The organism is Candidatus Brocadiaceae bacterium, assembly GCA_012728835.1.
Taxonomy (GTDB): domain Bacteria; phylum Planctomycetota; class Brocadiia; order SM23-32; family SM23-32; genus JAAYEJ01.
In genome coordinates, this window is sequence record JAAYEJ010000012.1 from 26,007 (window position 1) to 48,256 (window position 22,250).

Annotated in this window: 13 protein-coding genes and 1 riboswitch; of the genes, 6 read left to right on the forward strand and 7 right to left on the reverse strand. The window is 70.0% G+C overall.

From position 1 onward, the window contains the following. Positions 1 to 103 precede the first annotated feature (103 nt). From GXY85_01795 to GXY85_01815, 5 genes are all read left to right on the forward strand, one after another. Positions 104 to 1,312 carry a Glu/Leu/Phe/Val dehydrogenase gene (locus GXY85_01795; GenBank protein NLW49563.1) on the forward strand — a complete coding sequence of 403 codons (1,209 nt, stop codon included), beginning with the start codon at positions 104 to 106 and terminating at the stop codon, positions 1,310 to 1,312. 257 nt (positions 1,313 to 1,569) lie between these two features. Continuing rightward, positions 1,570 to 6,402 (forward strand): hypothetical protein, encoded by a 4,833-nt coding sequence (locus GXY85_01800; protein ID NLW49564.1) that lies wholly within the window; start codon positions 1,570 to 1,572, stop codon positions 6,400 to 6,402. A gap of 166 nt (positions 6,403 to 6,568) precedes the next feature. Then, a complete protein-coding gene (locus GXY85_01805) occupies positions 6,569 to 7,948 on the forward strand; it encodes a hypothetical protein (protein NLW49565.1) in 1,380 nt (459 codons plus the stop codon). 51 nt (positions 7,949 to 7,999) lie between these two features. Beyond that, positions 8,000 to 8,090: riboswitch (glycine riboswitch) on the forward strand. 273 nt (positions 8,091 to 8,363) lie between these two features. Then, complete coding sequence (locus GXY85_01810) at positions 8,364 to 9,320, forward strand: D-2-hydroxyacid dehydrogenase (protein NLW49566.1); 957 nt, start codon at positions 8,364 to 8,366, stop codon at positions 9,318 to 9,320. A gap of 26 nt (positions 9,321 to 9,346) precedes the next feature. Beyond that, positions 9,347 to 10,540: an aminotransferase class I/II-fold pyridoxal phosphate-dependent enzyme gene (locus GXY85_01815; GenBank protein NLW49567.1), complete on the forward strand. Its 1,194-nt coding sequence runs from the start codon at positions 9,347 to 9,349 to the stop codon at positions 10,538 to 10,540. A 16-nt stretch (positions 10,541 to 10,556) separates the two neighbouring features. Here GXY85_01815 and GXY85_01820 read toward each other — a convergent pair whose 3' ends face one another. The 5 genes from GXY85_01820 to GXY85_01840 all read right to left on the reverse strand — a co-directional run bounded on the left by GXY85_01820 (position 10,557) and on the right by GXY85_01840 (position 18,704). After that, positions 10,557 to 12,464, reverse strand: a complete 1,908-nt coding sequence (locus tag GXY85_01820; protein ID NLW49568.1) for a hypothetical protein — start codon at positions 12,462 to 12,464, stop codon at positions 10,557 to 10,559. 92 nt (positions 12,465 to 12,556) lie between these two features. Further along, on the reverse strand, positions 12,557 to 15,235 hold the full coding sequence (locus GXY85_01825) for a hypothetical protein (GenBank protein NLW49569.1): 2,679 nt from the start codon (positions 15,233 to 15,235) through the stop codon (positions 12,557 to 12,559). Positions 15,236 to 15,376: 141 nt separating this feature from the next. Beyond that, positions 15,377 to 17,104 (reverse strand): family 10 glycosylhydrolase, encoded by a 1,728-nt coding sequence (locus tag GXY85_01830; GenBank protein ID NLW49570.1) that lies wholly within the window; start codon positions 17,102 to 17,104, stop codon positions 15,377 to 15,379. 14 nt (positions 17,105 to 17,118) lie between these two features. Beyond that, positions 17,119 to 17,928 carry a creatininase family protein gene (locus tag GXY85_01835; protein ID NLW49571.1) on the reverse strand — a complete coding sequence of 270 codons (810 nt, stop codon included), beginning with the start codon at positions 17,926 to 17,928 and terminating at the stop codon, positions 17,119 to 17,121. A gap of 8 nt (positions 17,929 to 17,936) precedes the next feature. Further along, positions 17,937 to 18,704, reverse strand: coding sequence for a creatininase family protein (locus GXY85_01840; protein ID NLW49572.1), 768 nt, complete (start codon positions 18,702 to 18,704; stop codon positions 17,937 to 17,939). A gap of 245 nt (positions 18,705 to 18,949) precedes the next feature. Between GXY85_01840 and GXY85_01845 the strand changes: the two genes are divergently transcribed. Continuing rightward, a complete protein-coding gene (locus GXY85_01845; protein ID NLW49573.1) occupies positions 18,950 to 20,386 on the forward strand; it encodes a bifunctional folylpolyglutamate synthase/dihydrofolate synthase in 1,437 nt (478 codons plus the stop codon). Between the two features lie 11 nt (positions 20,387 to 20,397). On the opposite strand, the gene GXY85_01850 is transcribed toward GXY85_01845, so the two are convergent. Both GXY85_01850 and GXY85_01855 read right to left on the reverse strand, forming a co-directional pair. After that, complete coding sequence (locus GXY85_01850) at positions 20,398 to 20,700, reverse strand: hypothetical protein (GenBank protein NLW49574.1); 303 nt, start codon at positions 20,698 to 20,700, stop codon at positions 20,398 to 20,400. A gap of 19 nt (positions 20,701 to 20,719) precedes the next feature. Then, positions 20,720 to 22,228, reverse strand: a complete 1,509-nt coding sequence (locus GXY85_01855) for a DUF2817 domain-containing protein (GenBank protein NLW49575.1) — start codon at positions 22,226 to 22,228, stop codon at positions 20,720 to 20,722. Between the last annotated feature and the right edge of the window lie 22 nt (positions 22,229 to 22,250).

The following is a 22,250-nucleotide window of genomic DNA, read 5'->3' on the forward strand; positions in this document are numbered from 1 at the left end:
TCTGTGCCGACAGCGGAGGCCGCGCGCGAGGCGCGGCACCGCCCGCTGCCTGCAGCGGCCCCGGATGAGGGGTTTCCTCCTTGCGCATGCGTGGTGGTCAAAGATGAGCAGCGTAGTCGACTTTGATGCCCTGCGGACGTTCATGGATGTCCCCGAGGCGGCTCGGTGTCTGCTGAGCAAGCCGGAGAAGGAGATCTGCTTCAACCTGAACCTCAAGAGCAGCAGCGGCGCGCTCATCGAGGGCGACTGCTTCGTGGTCTACCACTGCACCGTGCGCGGGCCGGCCAAGGGCGGCATCCGCATGAGCGCCCACGGCACCCTGGAGGAAGTCCGGCGGCTGGCCGAACTGATGAGCCTGAAGACGGCGCTTGCCGGCATCCCGTTCGGCGGCGGCAAGTCCTGCATCGCCATCGATCCGGCCAGTCTGAACCGGTTCGAGAAGACGGCGATGCTCAAGGAGTTCGTGCACATGCTCCGCCTGGAGCTGGAGCACGGTGCCTACATCCCCGCCCCCGACATGGGCACCGGCCCGACCGACATGGCCGTGATCTTCGGCGAGACGCACATGCTCGAGTCGGTCACCGGCAAGCCGCCGCGCGTGGGCGGGCTGCCGGGCCGGCTGGAGGCCACCGGCCGGGGCGTCAGCCATGCCGCTCTGCTCGCCCTGGACAAGATACTGAAGAAGCCGGTCCGGGGCGCCACCGCCGCCCTGCAGGGCTTCGGAAACGTCGGCAGCCACACCGCCGCCTTCCTGGCCGACGCCGGGGTGAAGCTGAAGGCCGTCGGCGACATCACCGGAGCCGTGCACAACGAGGGCGGGCTGGACGTGGCCGCCCTGAGGGAGCACGTGGCCCGGACGGGCGGCGTGGCCGGCTTCTCCGAGTCCGAGCCCATCTCCGACGCCGAGTTGCTGGCGATGGACGTCGACCTGCTGCTCCCGTGCGCTCTGGAGGACGTGCTGCACAAGGGCAACGCGGGGGACGTGCGCGCAGCGGCCGTGGTCGAGGGGGCCAACGGGCCCACTACGCCCGAGGCGGCCGCCATCCTTGCCGCGCGGAGTGTGCCGGTCGTGCCCGACATCCTGGCCAACGGCGGCGGCGTCATCGCCTCCTACGTCGAATGGCGCAAGGCCAAGAGCGGTGCGCTGACGACCAGGGAGGAGACGTTCGCGCTCGTCGATGAGCGCACGGAGTGGGCCTTCGCACAGATGCTGGACATGGCCGCGGCCAAGGGCTGCTCGCTGCGGGAGGCCTGCTTCGCCATCGCGGTCAAGGAGCTTACGGACTCCATGATCGACCGCGGCTGGGTGTAGGCGCCCCCGCCGCATCTCCGCGCAGGAGGGACGCGCCGCGGCGCAGAAGCCGCGCGCTGCGGTTTCCCTGTGGGCGCCCTCTGCGGATGCGGAGCATTGACGGGCTCCGGGGATTGCCCTAAACTCGGCCTGACGGACGGAACGTTGTCCGCTTTCTGGGAGGCCGCCGGCCCGGCGGCCTTCAGAGCCCATCCGCCGGCGCGAGGCGGCGGATCATCCCGTTCGAGGGGTTTCCCGCTATGCGTTGCAGGCACCACGTGAAGGTCGCGTTGTGTGTGTTGGCCGGGTTGGCGTGTGTGTGCCTGCGGTCGGCGGCGGCGCAGACGGACGTCGCCGTGGCGCTGCCGGCCGGTGTGCGCGCCGTGTGGGACCTGGGCAAGGCGCACCGCGAGGCCACCCCCACGCGCGAGCGGGTGTGCATCAACGGCCTCTGGCGGTGGCAGCCGGCCGCAACCGACGGGCAGGAGGTGCCCGGAGGGCGCTGGGGCTACTACCGGGTGCCCGGCCCCTGGCCCGGCATCACCAACTACATCCAGAAGGACAACCAGACGCTGTTCGCGCATCCGTCCTGGGCGGACGTGCGCCTCCGGGATGTCGCCGCCGCCTGGTATCAGCGCGAGATCACCGTCCCCCGCGAATGGGCCGGCCGGCGCATCGCCCTGACCGCCGACTACGTCAACTCGTTCGCGGCCGTCTACGTGGACGGCCGGGCGGCCGGTCAGATCTCCTTTCCCGCCGGGGAAGCGGACCTCACGTCCGTCTGCCGGCCGGGACAGACGCACGTCCTGACCCTGCGGGTGGCGGCCGTCCCTCTGAAGGACGTCATGATCGCCTACAACGACACCATCGGCCCGCGGGAGGTCAGAGGCAGCGTGGCCCGACGGGGTCTGTGCGGCGACGTGTACCTGACGGCCACGCCGGCCGGGCCGCGCATCTGCAACGTCAAGGTGGACACGTCCGTGCGCGAGACGCGCATCACCCTGCACGCCGACCTTGAGGGCGTCGCCGGGGGCACCGAATACCGCCTCCGCGCCCGCGTGAAGGACGGGGAGCGGACGGCCGCGGAGTTCACCAGCCCGGGCTTTCAGGCCGGCGACCTGCAGGACGGCCGCTTCACGTTCGCCGAGCCCTGGATGCCGGAGAACCTGTGGGACATCCACACGCCGCAGAACATGTATGACCTGGAGATCGCGCTGGAGGACGCCAACGGCAGGCTGTGCGACGCGGCCCTGCCCGTGCGGTTCGGTTTCCGCGAGTTCTGGATCGACGGGCGCGACTTCTACCTGAACGGCACGCGCATCTTCCTCTCCTCGGTGCCCCTGGACAACGCCCAGCTCGGCGTCGGCTCGGCCAACTACGCGGCCGCCCGCGAGAGCATGCTGCGGCTGCGCGGGATCGGCATCAACTACGTCTACACGCACAACTACGGGTGCGAGCCCGGCACGCACGTGAGCTTCGAGGAGGCCCTGCGGGCCGCCGACGACGTCGGCATGCTCGTCGGGCTTTCGCAGCCGCACTTCGGCCAGTACGACTGGAGCAGCCCGGACGCCGAGAAGACCAACGGCTACGCGGAGCACGCAGCCTTCTACGTGCGCGTCGCGCAGAATCACCCGTCGGTCGTCTTCTATCCGACGAGCCACAACAGCGCGGGCTACGCGGAGGACATGAACCCGTCGATTCTGGACGATCGCGACCCTCCGCGCAGCGGCGGCTCCCTGGGCCGCATCCGGCAGATCCTGCGTGCCGAGAGCATCATCCGCGCGCTGGACCCGACGCGCATCGTCTATCACCACTCATCCGGCGACCTGGGCTCGATGTTCACGGTCAACTTCTACACGAACTGGGCGCCGATCCAGGAGATGTCCGACTGGTTCGGCTACTGGGCCACACACGGCGTCAAGCCCATCTTCACCTGCGAGTACTGCGTGCCCATGTCCTGGGACTGGACGATGTACCGCGGCTGGTATCGCGGGGCCCGCAACTACGGAGGCGCGACGGTTCCATGGGAGTTCTGCCTGGCGGAATGGAACGCTCAGTTCCTCGGCGACGAGGCGTTCCGCATCAGCGAGCCGGAGAAGCGCAACCTGCGCTGGGAGGGCGAGCAGTTCCGCAACGGCCGGCTCTGGCATCGCTGGGACTACCCGACGAATGTCGGCTCGAGCGCGTTCGTCGAACGCGATCCCGTCTACGCTGCCTACTTCAAGGACAACTGGCGAGCGTTCCGCACCTGGGGCATGTCGGCCAACTCCCCCTGGGACCACGGCCACTTCTGGCGCCTGCGCGAGGGCGTCGACCGGGGGCGCCAGGACCTTCAGGTGGACTGGGACAGCCTGCAGCGTCCGGGCATGAGTCCGGACTTCATCGAGGACCGCTACGAGAGGATCGACCTGGCCTACGAGCGTGAAGACTGGATTCCCGGCGTGGCCGCGCAGGCCCTGGTCGAGAACAACGGCCCGTTGCTCGCCTACATCGGCGGCAAGCCGGACGCCTTCACGAGCAAGGACCACAACTTCCATCCCGGCGAGACGTTCCAGAAGCAGTTGATCGTCATCAATAACTCGCGGGAGACCGTCTCGTGCGCGTGCGAGTGGTCCCTCGCGCTTCCGCGCGCGCTGGGCGGCAAGGAGTCCGTCGTGCTGGCGACGGGGCAGATTGAGCGTCTGCCCCTGACGTTCGGCCTGCCTGCCGGCCTGGCGCCCGGGCGCTACATGCTCACGGCGACCTTCAGGTTCGGGAACGGGGAGACGCAGCAGGATTCCTTTGCGGTGGACGTGCTGCCCGTGCGGGAGCCCGTGCGGGCGGCGGGGCGTCTGGCGCTGTTCGACCCCCGGGGGGAGACGGCCCAGTTGCTCGATCGATTGGGCGTCGCCTTCGAGCGCGTCGATGCCGACGTGGATGCGTCGGCATACGACCTGTTGATCGTCGGCAAGGGCGCGCTGACGGTCGGTGGGCCCGGCCCGGACCTGGCGTCGGTCCGCGAGGGCGCCCGCGTCGTGGTCTTCGAGCAGACGCCGGAGGTGCTCGAGCAGCGTCTCGGCTTCCGCGTCACGGCCTACGGACTGCGCAACGTCTTCCAGCGCGTGCCCGACCATCCGGTTCTGAGCGGCCTGCGTCCCGAGCATCTCGAGAACTGGCGCGGCGATGCGACGATTCTGCCGCCGGAGCTCGAATACCGGATCAGCTCTCAGTTCGGTGCCCCGACCGTGTCGTGGTGCGGCATTCCCGTCACCCGCGTATGGCGGGCGGGCAACCGCGGCAATGTTGCCTCCTCGCTGATCGAGAAGCCGGCGGCCGGCGACTTCCTCCCCATCATCGACGGCGGCTATAGCCTGCAGTACAGCCCCCTGATGGAGCACCGCGACGGCAACGGCCTCGTCCTCTTCTGCCAGATGGACGTGACCGGCCGGACCGAGACCGACCCCGCCGCCGAAGCCCTGGCCGCCAACGTCCTGGAATACGCGGCCGCCTGGCAGCCGTCTCCCCGGCACGCCGTGGTCTACGCCGGCGATGACGTCGGGCGGGCCCACCTGGAGCGCGCCGGCTTCGCCGTCACTCCGTACGTCGGCGGCAGTCTCTCGTCCGATCACGTGCTGGTTGTGACCTCCGAAGGGGCGGCGGCTCTGAAGCCTCAGAAGCCGGCGCTGGATGCCTGGCTGCGGGCCGGCGGGCGCCTGCTCGCCCTGGGGCTCACCGAAGCGGAGGCGGACGCCTTCCTGCCGTTCCACGTGGACACCGAGGACCGCGAACACATCGCGACCGTCTTCGAGCGGCCGGCCGCGCGTTCTCCGCTGGCGGGCGTCGCGCCGGCCGACGTGCACAACCGCAGCCCGCGCGAGTTCCCGCTCGTCACCGGCGGCGCACGGGTCGTCGGCGACGGCGTCCTGGCCGTGGCCGAGGACGCGAATGCCGTCTTCTGCCAGTTGGTTCCCTACGAGATCAACCCGGCCCAGGACGCCGTGACGGCGCTGTCCTTCACCGATCTGGACTCTGTGGACGGCGAGAAGAGCGCCCTGGTGACGCTCGGGCCGGTCACGGCGGTCGGGGCGTCGCTGAGCCAGAACGTGAAAGACATCAAAGAGGGCGCCACCTATACCTTCGCGGCCTTCGTCCGGGCGCTCGACGGCACGGCGAAGGTCAGGCTGGAAGTGGAGCGGGCGGGAAGCCCGTGGGACCGCGCGCTCAGGGCGGACGCCGTGGCCGTCGGGACCGAATGGACCGAGCTGCACGCGACCTTCCGGACCGACAAGCCGTATCCCCAGGGCTGGCGCGCCTATCTGCTCGGAATGCAGCCGGGCGCGCGGTTCCTGGTCGATGCCGTCCGGCTGTACGAGGGGCCGTACACCCCCCGTGCCGACCAGCAGGCCCCTAACATGTTCGCCGATCCGAGCTTCGAAGAGGACACCGCGTCCTGGACGCTGACGTGCAACGTTCACCAGTATAACATCAAGCGGACGTACAGGCGGACCTCGTGCCTCGTGAGCCGGCTGCTGGCCAACATGGGCGCGGCCTCGGCGACGCCGCTTCTGGAGCGTTTCGCCGAGCCGGCCGGAGTCAGCGGTGCCACCTCCCTTCTCCAGGGAGGCGACTTCGCCTCGGACGAGAACGCCGACGGCGCTGCCGACGGATGGACCGTGTCGGGCGGGGCCCGTCGGGAGAAGGTGGGCGAGGAGTGGTGCCAGGTGATCGGGACCGCCGAGGGCGGCGACGGCAGCCGCATGATCAGCCAGACGGGCCTGCGGATCGAGCGCGGCCAGTGGTATCGCGTGTCGTTCAAGGCCCGTGCCGAAGGGATCCAGCCGCCCGAGATCACACTGGCGGTTAATGACACGGAGAAATGGGCCGCCGTGCTCCCCTATACGACCTTCGCGCCCGGCCCGGAATGGAAGGAGTTCTCGTTCGACCTGCAGGGCCGGGACACGAAGGAGGGCCGCACGCGCTTCCAGGTCTGGTGGCGCGGCGGCGGCCGGCTCCTGCTCTCGGACGTCCGGCTCCAGCCCATCGGCGACCCGACGGTCGGGCGCTGGCTCGAAGGGCTCTACATGGACACGCCGGAGGAATGGGACGACCCCTACCGCTTCTTCCGCTGGTAGGGCGTCGGGCGCCGGGCCGCACATCGGTTGAGACCGACGGAGCGGCCCGGGGGCGCGTCTTCATGCGCCGCCCGGCGGCTATCCTTGGCGCCGGCGGGGCGCCGTGTGCTACAATCGCGGGATGGTGTCTGTCTCACGTCGCGCGACCCTTCGGAGCGACCCCGCGATGACCGATCAGCAGAGCGAACGTTCGGTGCCTCTGGAGCCCGCCTGGGAGCGCGAAGGCACGGTCTATGTCGTCGGCCTGGACGGGATGACCCTGGACCTCATCGAGCCGATGGTCGAGGCGGGCGACCTGCCCACCTTCGCCCGGCTGGCCCGTGAGGGGAGCTTCGGGCGCCTGGAGACCATCCGTCCCACGAACTCATCGCTTCTGTGGACGACCATCGCGACCGGACGCCACCATGCGGATCACGGCATCGACGGCTTCCAGTACTATACGATCCTGGGCCGGAAAGTTACCCGCACAACCATCCGCAAGTACCGCCGTCGCGGCATCCGCCTGGTCGAAGCGGTCGCCAAGGCGCTCCATCTGCGCAAGAGGTTCCACTTCGACGGGCGGCACATCCTCGCGAAGACCTTCTGGGATCTGGTCAGCGAGTCCGGCCGAAACGCCGTCCTGGTGAACTGGTGGCATTCGTGGCCGGCCGCTCCGATCAACGGATGCGTGGTGAGCGACCGCGTCCACTACTGGCGGTCGGCCGCGCGCGGCAAGGAGCCGAAACAGAGCCACCTGACCTACCCGCCTGAGCTTCTGGACGAGGCGCGCGACCTCCTGATGGCTCCGGACGAGGTGACCGCCGAGGAGTTGCAGCGCTGGGTGAACCTGCCCGTGGAGCGCATACAGGCGCTGATCGAGCAGCCCCACCGGAAGCGGAGCCCGGTTCACGAACTCCGCTTCCTCGTCAGTGCCGACCTCACCTACAGCCGCCTCTTCGAGCACTGTGTGGACCGCTTCGACGATCTGTGCCTGGCCTGTGTGTACCTGCGCGGGCCGGACATCAGCCAGCACAGCGCGTTCGGCTACATGCCCTCGTCCGTCAACTCCGACGCCACCCCCGAGGAACGGGAGGCGTTCGGCCGCGTGGTGCCCGAGACCTACCGCTTCGCCGACGAACAGCTCGGCCGGGTCGTCGACCGCATGGGGCCGGAGGACACGCTCTTCGTCGTCTCCGATCATGGCTATGCCGTGCAGGCCGACAGGCCGGGCGGGCGCCACGGCCCCTACGGCCACGCCCTCTGCAAGCCGCCCGGCATCCTGTATGCATGCGGCAGCGGCATCGAACCCGGCGCGCGCATCCCGGAGGCCGATGTGTATGACGTGGCGCCGACGGTGCTTCGCGCCCTGGGGTTCCCGCTCTCGGCCGAACTCAAGGGGCGCCCTCTGGAGGATGTCTTCACGGCCGATTGGCGGCGGGAGCACCCGGCCCCGCCGTCCGTGCCCACCTACGGCCCACGCCTGGCCCGCCACGATGCCGTGCGCACGTCTGCACGCACGGACGAGGCCGTCACCGAGCACCTGCGCGCCCTGGGCTACCTCGAGTAATCCGTTTCCGGGGCAGGTGCTTGCATCCGGACAGGGGCAGGCGCTATACTCCGTGGCGTCGGCGGAGAGGGCCCGAACGGGCCGCCGAAGGGGCAAGTCCCGCGCGGACGAAACTCTCAGGCCAAAGGACGCCGACAGCCGACCTCTGGAGAGTCTGCCGCCACCGAAGGGGCAAGGCTAAAAGGCCGATCTCTCAGGTTCCAGGACAGGGGTCAAGGGGAGCGTTGCTCCACTTGCGTCCGGACCGGAGAGCCCAGGATGTCCCCGTGTCTGCAGATTCGCCCGCCCGTTCTGTCGACCCGGCTGCCGCTGTACCCGTGCGAGGACCTCGCTGCCGCTCCCTGCCGGACTCCCGGGCCCCCGTTCCCCGGCGCCCGCCCGCCGTTCCACCCCTCACCACCGGAGAAGACACACCATGCGTATCGTCGTGCTGGACGGACATGCCCTGAACCCCGGCGACAATCCATGGACCGACCTGGAGGCGTTCGGCGATCTGACGGTCCATGACCGGGTGGCCGAGGACGAGATCGTGGACCGGGCGGCCGGCGCGGCGATCGTCCTGACCAACAAGACGCCCCTGACCGGGCCGACCCTGGCCCGGCTGCCCGAGCTGCGCTTCGTCTCCGTGCTGGCCACCGGCTACAACGTGGTCGACGTCCAGGCGGCGCGCGCACGGGGCATCCCGGTCTCGAACGTCCCCGTCTACGGGACCGACTCGGTGGCGCAGTTCGTCTTCGCGCTCCTGCTGGAGCACTGCCACCACGTGGCCCTCCATGACCAGCAGGTGCATGCCGGCCGATGGGCGGCATGCAAGGACTTCTGCTTCTGGAGCACCCCGTTGGTGGAGCTGGCCGGCAAGACGATGGGGGTGGTCGGATTCGGCCGCATCGGCCGGCGCGTGGGCGAGCTGGCGCATGCCTTCGGCATGGCCGTCTGGGCCCACGACGCCGCGCCCGGCGAGGCGCCCCCGTACGGGCCGTTTGCCTGGAAGGGGCTGGACGAGCTGTTCGCCGGGGCCGACGTGGTCTCGCTGCACTGCCCGCAGACCCCGGACAACGCGGGGATGGTCGATGCGCGTCTGCTGGGTCTGATGAAGCCGGGGGCGTTCTTGATCAACACCGCCCGCGGCGGCCTGGTCAACGAGGCCGATCTGGCGGCGGCGCTGAACGACGGGCGCATCGCGGGGGCCGCCGTCGACGTCGTCTCCACCGAACCGATCCGGCCGGACAACCCGCTTCTGGGCGCGCGCAACTGCCTGGTCACGCCGCACATCGCCTGGGCGTCGCTGGCGGCTCGCCGCCGCCTGATGCGCACCACGGTCGAGAACGTCAGGGCGTTCATCACCGGCCGTCCGATCAACGTCGTGAACTGAGGGGCCTTCACGGGGAGGTAGGCGCCATGCATCTGTCGGAACGAGTCGCCCGGCTGGGGACCGAAACGGCTTTCGCCGTCTCTGCCGAGGCGGCGGCCTATGCCGCACAGGGGAACCGTGTCTATCCGTTTCACCTTGGGGACCTGAACCTGCCCACGCCGCCGAACATCGTCGAGGCCGCCGTTCGCGCGATGAGGGACGGCAAGACGGGCTACTGCTCCAACTACGGCCTGCCCGCGTTGAGGGAGGCGGTCGCCGACGACGTAAACCGCTCGCACGGAACCGCCTACACGATGGCGAACGTTGTGGTCGAGCCGGGCGGCAAGCCGACGATCGGCAAGCTCATCCAGGCCGTGATGGACCCTGGCGATGAGGTGCTCTACCCGAATCCGGGCTACCCGATCTACGAGTCGCAGGTGGAGTTCCACGGCGGGCGGGCCGTTCCGTATGCGTACCGGGAGGGGCCGGACGGGTTCGTGATCGACCTGGACGGGCTGGAGGCGGCCGTCACGCCCCGCACCCGGCTGCTGATCCTGAACGACCTGCAGAATCCCACCGGCGCCGAGGCGCGCCCGGACGAACTGCAGCGTCTGGCCGATCTGGCGGAGCGGCATGACCTGCTGTTGCTCTGCGACGAGGCCTACTTCGACATCCGCTACGCCGGCCGGTCCGCCTCGCCGGCCTCGCTGCCCGGGATGCAGGAGCGCTGCCTGCTGCTCTACACGTTCTCGAAGCGTTACGCCATGACGGGCTGGCGGCTCGGAGCGGCCGTCGGCCCGGCTCCGCTGGTCGACGTCATCGCCAAGCTGAACGTCAACGACGAGTCCTGCACCAATCACTTCGTGCAGTACGGCGGACTGGAGGCCCTGACGGGCGATCAGTCGGGACATCGCGGGATCCTTCGCGAACTCCAGTGCCGGCGCGACACGGCGGTCTCCCTGCTCGGTGCGATCGACGGCGTCCGGTGCCACCGGCCGGAAGTGACGTTCTACCTGTTCCCGAACGTCACGGAGCTGATGGCGCGGAAGGGTATGACGGACTACTCGCAGTTCCGGGTGGCCTGCCTGGAGCAGACCGGGGTTTCCTTCTGCACGCGGCTGCACTTCGGCCGGCCGGGGGAGGGCGAGGGGGAGCGCTACATCCGCCTGGCGTATTCCGGCATCGGCGTTGAAGGCATCGAGGAGGGGCTGGAGCGGTTCCGGCGCTTCGCCGAAGCATGAGCCCGGAGGGCCGCGATCAGAAGCCCGGGACGGCGCCGCGGGTGAAGGACCCGAGGACGGTGCTGACGCCCGACACGGCGGCTTCGGACATGATCACGCCGATGAAGAAGAGGCGGCCCTGCCGCAGCATGCGGCCGCCGGCGAACCTCGAGACGGCGACCTTGATGAACCAGCCGATCAGGAAGGGCAGCCAGATGCGGTCCGGGTTCCAGCCCTGGCAGGTCAGAAGCCCGATGGGATGCAGCGGCCACCAGTAGAAGCGGGCCCGCATGAACATCACGAAAGACGTCAACAGGATGCCGGCGACAAACGGGCCGGTGTAGAACAGGCGGCCCGTGCCCCGTCCGACGATCTTCGTGTGGGCCAGGTCGAACGCGGTCCGCACGTTCCCGATGCCCGACCACGCGGCGTCGTTGAAGTTCACCACCCCGACCTTGTAGGCCTGATCCAGGTAGGTCCAGCTCGATATGGTCAGGGAGACGATCAGCACGAGCACGATGATGGGGAGCAGCAGGGCGCGCTTCTTCGGAAACACCTCGCTGATCCGCACCGAGTGCATCATCGCCGGGCCGTGAGGGATGCTGTACATCATGCGGCGCTGCATGTGGGCCAGGACGGCCCCGGGCGGGCCGAAGGCGGTGCCGCCCGTGATGCCGTAAACCAGGTCGGTCGGGTCCCATGCCAGCCAGGGGTCGGGCACGCCGCTCTGGGCCACCAGGCGCGCATGGACGAACTGGATGCACATGAGCACCGCGAACCACGCGATGGCCGTGGGCAGGCGCATCTGGAACACGCGGAGCCAGGCGACCACCAGCGCGGAGCACAGCAGGAGGCCCCAGAAGGCCCAGCCCAGGGGCAGGACCTCGCGCGAGTCGTCCGTCTCCCGCCCCCGGCCGAACGCCCTGCGCAGGACGTCCGCGAAGTGCCGCCGGCACATGAAGAGCGCCCCGATGGTCAACGCCACGTAGGCGCCTCCCATCTGCCAGCTCAACAGGTTCGAGGGGCTGATCGTGCTGCCGACCTGTGCAGAGACGACCAACTCCGCGCGTGTGAACAGGTAGATGAACCAGATGCTCATCGAGACGTCGACCGGCACCAGGAAGGCGAAGCCGAGGGCGATCCAGCTCATCGGCACGTCGACGAACCGGGCGGCCTCCAGGGCCGTGCCTGCGAAGGTGGTCTGCAGGGGAAGCTTCGGCGACCATACGGTGCCGCCGACCAGCAGCGGGACCGCACGGATCAACCGGAACACGGTGGCTCCGGCGAACCCCAGCACGAATGCCTGGTTGCCGAAGATGATCGGCAGCCAGCCCTCGCCGTCGGCCCCCTCGCTGAACTCGAGGGGGACGCGGGCCAGGGGGAACTGCAGTCTCTCCTGATCCACCCACTGCTTCCGCAGCAGTATGCACATGAACAGCACGGCGGTGAAGAAGATCAGCCAGAAGACCCCCCAGCTCAGCAGAGGCGTGCGCCACGCGTGCCAGGGCACGCGGGCCTCGCTGCCGCCGCCCTCGTAGAACCGCCGGGCGGCGACCGACAGCGGGTCCTTGCTCACCACCAGGTCGTCGGCGACGGCGTTCAGCGCCGTCTCGCGCCAGATGATGTCGGAGCGCCCCGCCAGATAGGGAGGCCCCGCAAGCATGGGCAGCCAGAAGCGCTGCAGGCCGGTCGTCGGAATGCTGGAGGCCACCAGGAGCATGATCCAGACGAGCATCAGCTCGGCCTGGCGGAAGGCCCATCCCCTGCGCACGAACTTGATGACCACGTTGACGACCAGCGTCAGGACGACCAGCGCGAAGACGCAGGAGACGGGGAAGTTGCTCTCGGTCATCCGCCCCCAGATATGGGCCCAGCCGCAGTAGACGTCGGACCAGTTCAGCAGCCCGGCCAGGAAGAGGCCCAGGAAGAACGCGCGCCAGGTCATGGGGGCTCCGTGCCGACTTGCGGATGGGGCGGAATCGCCTTCAACCCGTCCGGAAAGCTATCAGACGCGCGCTTCCTGCGCAAGTACCCGCTTCAGGGCGGCGTCGAGCCGGTGGCCCGTTCCACCTCGCCCGCCAGGGTGAACAGCGCCCTGGTCCGCGCCTGCCAGCCCGAACTCATGAACCAGGCGAAGCCCATCTCCGTGCCGGCGCTCAGGCAGTGGGGGACCGCCTGGCCGGTCCAGCCACGCAGGCGCTGCTGGGCCCGGAAGTGCTCCTCCAGGGCCTCCTCGCAGCGCGCGGCCAGGTCCTCGCCCAGCTTTGCGCGAAGCTCCGCGTCCTTCACGGCCCGTTCGACGACGACCCGGGCCTCGCCCTCCTGGATGCCCTCCCGCAGGTGCTCGTAGCGGGTGGTGACGGCGGGCCCCTCCGGCGTCGGTGCCAGCAGGGCGATGTAGACGTCCAGGTTGCGCCAGTTGCTCTGCGGGTAGCGCTCGGGGACGCGGGCGGCGCGCTCCCCCTTCTTGTTGCGGATCACCTTCCAGAAGTCGCCCCCGACACGGCCCACGCCGCGCCAGCTGCCGGCGATGGCGAACGTCGGCAGGGTCCGCCACGTGGCCTGATCGATCCTCTCCAGGTTGTTCCCCCGGTGGAAGTAGGCGATCAGTTCCGGCCGGCTCCAGCCTGCCAGGCTCTCTTCGTGCCCCGTTTTCGAATAGACGATGGCGCGGTAGCCGAAGTCGGCCTTGGTGTACGTGCCGTGGGCGGCGACGACCCACGGGACTCCCGGCGCGACCTCGGCGAAGAAGGCGATGTCCTGTTTGCTCGGGCAGGCGTCGTTCATCATCCCGAGCATCATCCGATCCTCCAGCCCCCGCTGCGCGAGGTGGCTGCGGACCTGCTCCATCAGCGGCTGCCACAACTCCCGGCTTCCCGGGTCCTGCAGGCCCGGCAGCACCACGGTCTCGATCGTTCCCGCCACCTCGTCGACCACGGTCACCTTCGGTCCGGTGTTGCCCTCGAAACGGTTGTTCTTCTCCATGAACTCCTTGTGGTAGCCGCGGCCCTGGAAGTCCTCCTGCCGGGCCATGTACGCCTCCCACACGGGGACGATGACGATCTTCAGGGGACCCAGGTTCTCCTCGGCGGTGGTCAAGTAGCGGTCCATGATGGAGAGGTCATACCCGTAGGTGCCGTCGGGCTTCCGGACCCAGCGGACCATGCTCTCGGCGTTGCCGAAGTTGCTCTCCGCGATCAGCGGCACGTAGGCGACCCGGGTGCCCGAGTCCCTCACGAGCCGGAAGGAACGGGCGATCATCTCCCAGTGCCGCTCGGACCACAGGGGGGTGTCGTACTCCAGTGCCAGGGTGTCCGGCGACTGGAGGATCTCCGCCCAGACGTGGTAGTCCTGCGGGGCCGACAGGGTCCAGTCGGCGACTTCCAGTTCCACCGGGGCCGTCAGGGGCGCCTCGCCCTGCGCCGCGATGCGGACCGTGCCCGCGTAGGTCCCTGCGGCCGCGTCCTCGGGCACCCGCACGGTGAGCCACAGCGTGGTGACGGCCGCCTCGGCCAGGTTGCGGGAGAGCACGCTCGGTGCCGGGGCAATCTCGGCGGGAGGGGTCTCGACCAGGCAGCCCAGCTCGGGATCGGCGATACTCCGGCTGTTGCGGGAGGTGTGGGTGTAGTTGCTGCCCCAGGGGAGGGCATAGCGCACCTGCACGGCGGAGGCCGGCACGACGCCCTGCGGCCCTTCCAGGTCCGATGCGCTCACGTCCAGGCCCCGGATCGGGCGTGTCGAGCCCAGCATCAGCTTGCCCGAGAACGCGCCGTTGCGGGCGCCGACGATCCGGACGGGGCGCAGCGGCTCGGCCTGGTCGGCCCGGTCGGTGATGAAGTCGCTGGCCAGCAGGTCCTGATTCCACACCTGCAGACCCTCGGGCCGGCGGGCGTTCGGCACCAGGCCGTCGGCCCGTTCGGCCGTCAGGCATGCGTCCAGCGCCACGCAGAGCGGCCAGCGGAAGCGGGTGTCGTTGCCGTTCTTGAGCTGATAATCGCGGACGTCCCGCGAGTAGGGCCCCCGGACGATCTCAACGGCGAGGACGTTCACGCCCGTCCGGAGCGCGTCGGGCGGGATATCGACGTCTTCGAGCACGCGGCGGCGCGCCTGGCCTACAGAATCCCTCGGGTCGTTCCTCCGGACGCTTCCCGGGCCGATGCGGGGGGCCAGGGTGCCGTCCTTCAGAAATGCCTCCGGGGGATAGGGTTCCGCCAGGTCGGCGCCGGGCGCGATGTGTGCGCGCGCGATCTCCCGGCCGTTGACGTACATGATCGCTCCGCCGTAGAAGGCGACGGACGCCTTCAGGCCGTCGACCATCGACGGATCGGTGACGGTGAACTTACCCCGCAGGCAGAGGCGCTCCAGCTTGATGTCGAACGGCGTGACGTGGATCAGGCTGCGCGCCCAGCCGCGGTCGTCGAAGTCGGGGGTCGTCCAGTCGGCCGGCGGGCTGTACTTCTCCCACTCCGGCCAGGGGTCGTCCAGCGGCACGATCAGGCCGTCGACCTCGGCGACCGGGGGCCTGGCCGTGTGGTAGCAGCGCCAGAAGCTCAGCGAGTCCAGCACGACGGTCGGTTCGGGGCCGGCGGCTTCGACGGCGGCGCCGTACGCGATGCCGTTCAGCACGGCTCCCACAGCCAGGACCAGGGCCGTTGCGCGCAGCGCACGGGCCCGGACGCTCCTCCGCCTCGACTTCATCGTCTGATTGCCGTCCATGTTTGTTTGACCTCTCAGGCCCGGCCGAGGAGAGCGGCCTTTCGGCAGGGCGGCCGGGGCCGGCACGGGGCTCCGTGGTTCTCAGGAACACCGTGCAGGATATCATGAACCGCCGCCGCCCGCCAGCGGCGCGGGGGCCGGTCAGCGGCGACGGCTTCCCCCGGTGGGCGCCGGCGGCGCGGCCGGGCCCGGGAAGGCCGTCGGTCCCAACAGGGCGGCCAGTTCGTCGTCGAGCGCGTTCAATGAGAACAGCACGACGCCGCGCGCGCCCTGCCGGCGGCAGGCGGCGATCTGGCGTTCGATCTCCCGGGCCCGGGCGGCCCGGGGGGTGTCGGGGGCGATGTCCCAGGCGCCTACGCCGGGGAGGATGCGCGTGAGCGCGGGGTCGATGCGCTTCCACCAGGCGAAGGCCGCCTCAAGGGCGTCCGGGGTCCGCACATACGACATGGGGATGACGTAGTCGCAGAGGCCCTCGCGGTGCCAACGCGGCCAGTCCTGCAGGACGCTGTCCGCGCCGCTTTCGGTATGGTAGACGGCGGCGGTCACGACGGCGTCGGGCCGCACCTGTTTCGCACGGCGGCAGACGGACTCTACGAGCCGCGTGATCTGCTCCTTGCGCCAGGAGTCCCAGAGGGCGAGCTTCGCCCGCTCTGCGGCGATCGCGAACGGCCGGGCGGAGATGGGGACGAGGTCTGGTCGGGCGCCGGTCGGACGCACAGTCCGTTCGCCGCGGAAGTACTTCGCCGTCGATCGGAAGCCGAGCAGTTCCCGGGCCGATGCGTGCGACATGGCGAACACCGGCCCGTCCAGAAAGAGCGCGCAGCCGCCCGCGCGCACATGCGTGAGCAGCGTGCGCGCGATGTCCTCGTTCATCATGTAGAAGCCCGGCAGCACGACCGCCGTCCCGGGCGGGAGCTGCGCGAGGCCCGCGTCCGTGGTCCTCTCGACTCGGTAGCCGAATGCCTCCAGCCAGGGCCGGTCGCGCCAGTAGGTGCGCCGGTAGCGGGTCGCATTCAGGTCCGAGTCGAGCAGGAACACCCGGTCCCGGGGCGCGACGCCGGCCGCAGTTAGCGTGTTCTGCACCGCGGCGACGACGAAGCGCGGGCACCAGGACGTCACCTGCCAGTTCAGCAGCAGCACCGAGCCCCTGCCGACCTGGTTGAGCGCGACGGCGGGCACGCCGTCATCGAACGTCGCCAGGACCTGTGCCGTCGTCGGGGCAGCCAGCGGATTGGCGCTGAGGGCGCCGCAGGCCGGCAGCTCGGGGTAGGCCAGGGACCCGATGTCGATCCCGAGGTCCGCCCGGGCATTCTCGCGGCAGGCCGGGCAGGTGCAGACGGCCTTGTTGTCGAACCGGACGTAGTCCAGATGCACGCCGTCGACGTCGTAGCGCTCCAGCACTTCGGCCATCAGGTTCGTCTGCCACTCGCGCACCTCGGGGCGGCACAGGTCGTACCAGTCGACGCGGACCCCGCGCAGGTCCATTGTGCGCCAGGACGGCCGTTCGTCGAGGATGCCGGGTTCGGGGCCCCAGCCATAGGAGCCGTTGACGAACCACGCGTGGACCTGGAGCCCGCGCCGATGGCCCTCGGTCACGACGTAGGCCAGCGGGTCGAACCCGGCCGGGATGCCGGCCATCGGCGGCACGATGCCGCTGCGGTAGAGGGCGTGGCCGCGTTTGTGGAAGACCTGCACGTAGAGGCTGTTCAAGTTGAGCGTCTGCGCCCGGTTCAGGAGGGCGTCCATGGCGGCCGGCTCCATGCAGGCGTCTGCGGAGACCCAGGCGCCCCTGAGTTCGGCCGGGGGCGGCGCCGCGCACGCGGGCATCAGGGCGATGGCCAGCAGGCAGGCGGCGAGGAGTGGCCGCACGGCGGGCTCCTTCGTCATGGGTGTTCGATGGCCGCGTCGCCCGGCGGGTAGGGGAACCGGGGGTGCCACGGGAGCGCGCAGAGTTCGACCAGGAACTCCGCCAGGCCGCGGCACGACGCCTCGATGTCGAGTCGGCCCTTCTCGGCACTGGAGCGGCGGGTCTCGCCCCCGCCGCCCAGCGGGACGTGCAGGTGCCAGGGGCGCACGTAGTAGACGGGGCGGTTGGCCCGGAACTCGACCAGTGGACGGCCGAACGGCAGATCCTGCAGGTGCTCGGCGTGGACGAGGTCGGGATGCAGGTGCATGATCCGGGACGTCTCGCGCTCGCCGCCGTGGTCCGAGGGGTGCTCGATCACCTCCCGGGCTTCCGGCCAGAAGGCCGAACCGCCGGTCAGGCAGACGAACGCGCGGCGGTCGGGGTCGGTGACGCCGAAGTGCTCGCGCAGCGTTGCTCGCAGCGTGTCGGTGTTGCCGCCGTGGCCGTTCACGAGCACGACCTTGCGGATGCCATCCTCTTCCAGGGCGGCGATGATGTCCAGCAGCACGCGCATCAGCGTGCGCACGCCGATGCGGCAGGCGAACGGCCATGCCTTGAAGTTCACGTTGTTGCCGATGGGCAGCGTGGGGTACATCAGCACGCGGCCGCCCTGTTCGTTGGCCCGCACGACGGCGCGCCGGCAGAGTTCGTCGCAGTAGAAGAAGTCGGTGCCGTAGGGCAGGACCGGCCCGTGCGGCTCGGTCGACCCCACGCCCAGAACCACGGCCTCGGGGGCGAATGCACGTACCTCATCCAGCGTCATATCGGCCAGAATGCCCGATGCCATGCGTTCTCCTACCGTTCCGGGGTCTCGTGTGCGCCGTACGGCCGGTTCTCGGCCAGCCATTCCAGGCGTTCGGTGACGTGTGCCCGCAGGTTGGCCTTGATGGAATCCAGGATGCGCTCGCCCTTCTCCCGCGAGGCGGCCGACGGCCGGCCGTAGACGCCCCGCGGGACCGCCCAGCCCATGCCGAAGGTGTTCAGGTCGGACTGCCGCCACCCCGGCTTGTCCGGCACCATGTCCTGGACGTCCGACCCGACCAGGTCCGGCCGCAGCGCCATCAGAAGGGACGTCTCGCCCTCTCCGGCGTGGACGTCGAGGCCCGGCCGGTCGTGCGTCTCCAGGATGTCGGGGTCGGGGTGGTCCCAGACGTGGACCAGGAGGATCCTCAGCGGCCGGTCCGCGCGGTTGATATCCCGGATGACCGGCGCCAGGGCGAAATTCCCCCCGTGGCCGTTGACGACGATCAGCGTCCTGAAGCCCTGTTCCTGCACGGCGTCGGCAATGTCGCGGACGATCTGCATCAGGGTCTCCGGCCGGAGCGTCACCGTGCCGGCGAAGCCCGTCTGTTCCAGGCTGGTGCCGTATGCGAGCGGAGGCAACAGGGCGGCGTTCAGTTCCTCGGCCAGGAAGCGGGCGAAGTAGTCCGCCACGATCGTGTCGCAGAGCAGCGGCAGGTGGCCGGAATGCTGCTCAAAGGACCCGATCGGCAGTATGCAGGCCGTCGGGGCGGCGTCGCGCCACTCAGGGGACGTCTTCAGGCCGTCGAGCACGCGGTTCACGGGCAGGTCTCCTGCGAAGGGCGGCGGCTGCTCCGGCAGCAAGGTGTATGCGCTCCGGCTGCGGCTGTCAAGTGAACCGGCGGGCCGGCCTGAGGGGTTCGGCGCGCGCTTGACTCTGCCGGCGGACTGTGGGAGAGTGTGCGGGAACCGACGCGCGGACCCGCGCCCGTCCCCCCGCCGGGCGTGAGCGAACGGCGTCATCCCCTTCGTCCCATCGGGCGGAGCCTCCAGCGAGGTCATCCCTGGTGCACCAGCCGCAGTGGGCCATGCCGCCGGTCAGCAGTTTTGCCGAGGCCGTTGTCTTCCTCGAGAAGGGCATCGATTACGAGCGCACCCGGCGGTGGCTGCACAATGCGCGCTGGATGAACCTGCCCCGCGTGGCGGCGTTGCTGGACGCGATGGGAGACCCGCACCGGGCCTACAAGGTCCTGCACGTGGCCGGCACGAAGGGCAAGGGCAGCACCGCCGGGGCGGCCGCGCACTGCCTGCACCGGGCCGGGCTGCGCACCGGGCTTCTGACCTCGCCGCACCTGGTCACGCACCGCGAGCGCATCCGCGTGGACGGCCGTATGATCTCGCAGGACGAGTTCTGGCCGATCGTGCGCAGGATGCAGCCGCACGTGGAGGCCCGGCGGGCTGCCGAGGGGCTGGACAGCCACCGTGCGCCGACCTACTTCGAGATGCTGACCGTGCTGGCGCTGGAGCACTTCGCCCGGCGGGGCGCCGAGTGGGCGGTCGTCGAGGTGGGCCTGGGCGGCCGGCTCGATTCCACCAACGTCGTCTCCCCGGCCGTCTGCGTCATCACCCCGATCGGCTACGACCACATGGACAAGCTGGGCGAGACGCCGGGCGAGATCGCCGCCGAGAAGGGCGGCATCCTCAAGGAGGGCGTGCCGTTCGTGCTGGGGCGGCAGCGCTACCCCGATGCGCGGGAGACCCTCCGGCGCATGGCGACCGAGCGGCACTGCCCGTGCTGGGAGGTGGGCCGCGACGTGGTGCTGATCCGGAACGAGGTGCTGGCGGCGCCGGCCTCGGCCCCGACCGCGCCGGTGGGTCGGCGATTCGGGCTTCGCACGCCCTGCGGCGAGCACCACGACCTGTTCACGCCGCTGCTGGGCGCCCACCAGCTCGACAACCTGGCGGCGGCCGTCGCCGCCCTGGAGATGGCGGTCGAGCACGGAGACCTGGCGTTCCCGGCCGCCGCCCTGCCGGCGGCCCTGGCCGACTTCCGGATACCGGGCCGCGTGGAGCTGCTCCAGCGGCAGCCGGCGTTCGTGCTCGACGTGGCCCACACGATCGAGTCCACCGAGGCGCTGATCGACGCGCTGTCGGTGCATTTCCCGGGCCGTCGCGTGCACGTCGTCTTCGGGTGCAGCGCCGACAAGAACGCCGAGGGCATGCTGGGTGCCATGCGCGGCCACTGCGCGACGCTGACGGCCACGCAGTCGCGGATGCGGCGGGCGCGGCCGGCCGTCGAGGTGGCCCAGGCGGCCGTCGGCTGCGGGCTGGCGGACGCCGGCTGCCGGATCGACACCATTCCGGACGCCTGGGAGGCGGTTCGAGTCGCTCTGGAGCGGGCGGAGCCGGCGGACGTCGTCTGCGTCACCGGGTCCTTCTACGTGGCCGGGGAGGTGCGGGCCGAGTGGGCGAAGCGGCATCCGGAGGCGGCCGAAGAGACGTGACCGCCGGGGGGCTACGAGGTGCGGGGGCCGTCGGGCGCGTCTGCGTCCGGCGCGGTTTCGGCGCTTCGGCGGGCCTGCTCGATGAGGTCGAGCAGCGAGGCGACCTTCGGCCGGAAGCCGCGTCGGGCGAGCGTGCCGAACGCCTCCGGCTCCAGGTGCTCGCGCAGGAACCCGGCGACGTCGAAGACCTCCCACCAGCAGTCCAGGACCAGCGGGCAGACGGTGTCGCCTTCCTGTGTGCGGCAGTATCGGAAGGCGACCTCGTGGCCCAGTCGGCGGCATCGCAGCCGCCGCGCGTCGTGCTCGTCGATCATAGGGGCCCCGTCTCTTCGCTCAGCGGCCGGCGATGCGGCGGAGGCATTCCTGCACGGCGGCCAGGGCGATCTCGACGACCGTCTCGGTGTTCATCAGGATGGCGTGCATGCCGTCGCGGTTGCCGGACATCTCGATCACAAACGCGGCCGGAGTGCCGCCCTCGGCGGCGTAGCCGATCAGGTAGGGCATCTGTCTCGACGGCTTCGTGATGTCGTCCATGTTGACCTGCTGGAACGGTCCGAAGTCCGGCCTCTGGCAGAGGAAACGGTCCTTGAGCCGGGCGCGGATGTTGGCATGGATGTCGTCGACGAACGCGTGGTCGCCCTTGTGGGCGCGGATCAGGCCGTAGTCGGCCGTGTGGAAGTCGATGGCGCAGAGGGGGCGGCACCGGTCCAGGATCCGCTGCAGGACGAGCGTCTCGCGTTCAGAGGCCGGCCGGGGGCCCTTGTAGTTGTAGTCCCAGGGCGTCGCGACGTCCTGGACCTCGGGCAGGGCGTCCCAGGCGCAGTCGAAGTTGCGGTTCAGGTCCACGCCGCGCGAGTTCTGGCGGGTGAAGTGCTCGTGGCCCCAGGGGTTCTGGATGGGCACGAACTGGAAGTGCAGGCGAGACGTGTCGAGCCCTTCGAGGTCAGGGCGTTCGGCCAGCAGCTCGGCCAGCCGCAGGACGCCGTAGGCGTTCTCCCACTCCCAGCCGTGGATGGAGGCGCCGACGTAGAGCGTGGGGTTGTCCTGCCGGCCCAGGCTGAGGCTCCACATGGGCCGGCCGTCGCTGGAGGGCCCCTCGTTCCGGAGCGTCAACGCGGGGTGCGCACGCGCAACGTCCGCCATGGCGTCGGCGAACTCCTCGTAGCTCCAGCGCTTCGGGTAGTTCCGGCCGTAGCGCACGCCGCTGCCCAGCATGTTGGCCAGGAACAGGTACTTGTTGGTCGAGCCGTGGCTGTTGAACGTCGGGCGGCCGGGCGAGAGCATGTCGAGGGCCACGATCCGGCCCTTTCCGACCTTCTCCTCGACCATGACGGCGCCCTGGTTCACGGTTGAGGTGGCCAGGATGCGCACGGTCTCGGACTCGCGCACGCCGAAGAGCTGGCGCTGGAACGTCTGGTTCTCGTAGCGCAGGTCGGCGGTGCGCTCCACGCAGCCGAACCAGCCGATCCGGTCGCCGACCGCAAAGCCGCTGGTCACGTCGCATTCGACCTCGATCCGCAGAGCCGGGGGTTCTGCATCGAGCAGGTGCGTCTTGCTCAGCCGCAGGCCGCGGTTCTCGGAATACTCCAGCAGGCAGGACAGGACCTGCCCGCCCTGGCGGGCATAGGCCGTCAGGGCCCGGTAGTTGAGCTTGGGCAGCAGGACGCCGTGGGCGACCTGCGTGATGACGCAGGCGTAGGGCGCCAGCGAGGCCGAGGTGATGCGTTCCTTCGTGTAGTCGAGCCGGTCCAGCCGGCCGGGGTAGAGGATATCGAGGTCCTCCCCGATGCGGCTGCGGGACGGATCGGCCAGAAGCAGGATGTCCTTGCGCCTGCGGGCCATGGCAACTCCGGAGCTGTGGCGT

Excerpts from the sequence above, each read along its gene's own strand:
- GXY85_01835 (NLW49571.1), bottom strand. The coding sequence starts at position 17,928 with ATGGCATCGGGCATTCTGGCCGATATGACGCTGGATGAGGTACGTGCA.
- GXY85_01805 (NLW49565.1), top strand. The coding sequence starts at position 6,569 with ATGACCGATCAGCAGAGCGAACGTTCGGTGCCTCTGGAGCCCGCCTGG.
- GXY85_01795 (NLW49563.1), top strand. The coding sequence starts at position 104 with ATGAGCAGCGTAGTCGACTTTGATGCCCTGCGGACGTTCATGGATGTC.
- GXY85_01850 (NLW49574.1), bottom strand. The coding sequence starts at position 20,700 with ATGATCGACGAGCACGACGCGCGGCGGCTGCGATGCCGCCGACTGGGC.
- GXY85_01810 (NLW49566.1), top strand. The coding sequence starts at position 8,364 with ATGCGTATCGTCGTGCTGGACGGACATGCCCTGAACCCCGGCGACAAT.
- GXY85_01825 (NLW49569.1), bottom strand. The coding sequence starts at position 15,235 with ATGGACGGCAATCAGACGATGAAGTCGAGGCGGAGGAGCGTCCGGGCC.
- GXY85_01820 (NLW49568.1), bottom strand. The coding sequence starts at position 12,464 with ATGACCTGGCGCGCGTTCTTCCTGGGCCTCTTCCTGGCCGGGCTGCTG.
- GXY85_01855 (NLW49575.1), bottom strand. The coding sequence starts at position 22,228 with ATGGCCCGCAGGCGCAAGGACATCCTGCTTCTGGCCGATCCGTCCCGC.
- GXY85_01815 (NLW49567.1), top strand. The coding sequence starts at position 9,347 with ATGCATCTGTCGGAACGAGTCGCCCGGCTGGGGACCGAAACGGCTTTC.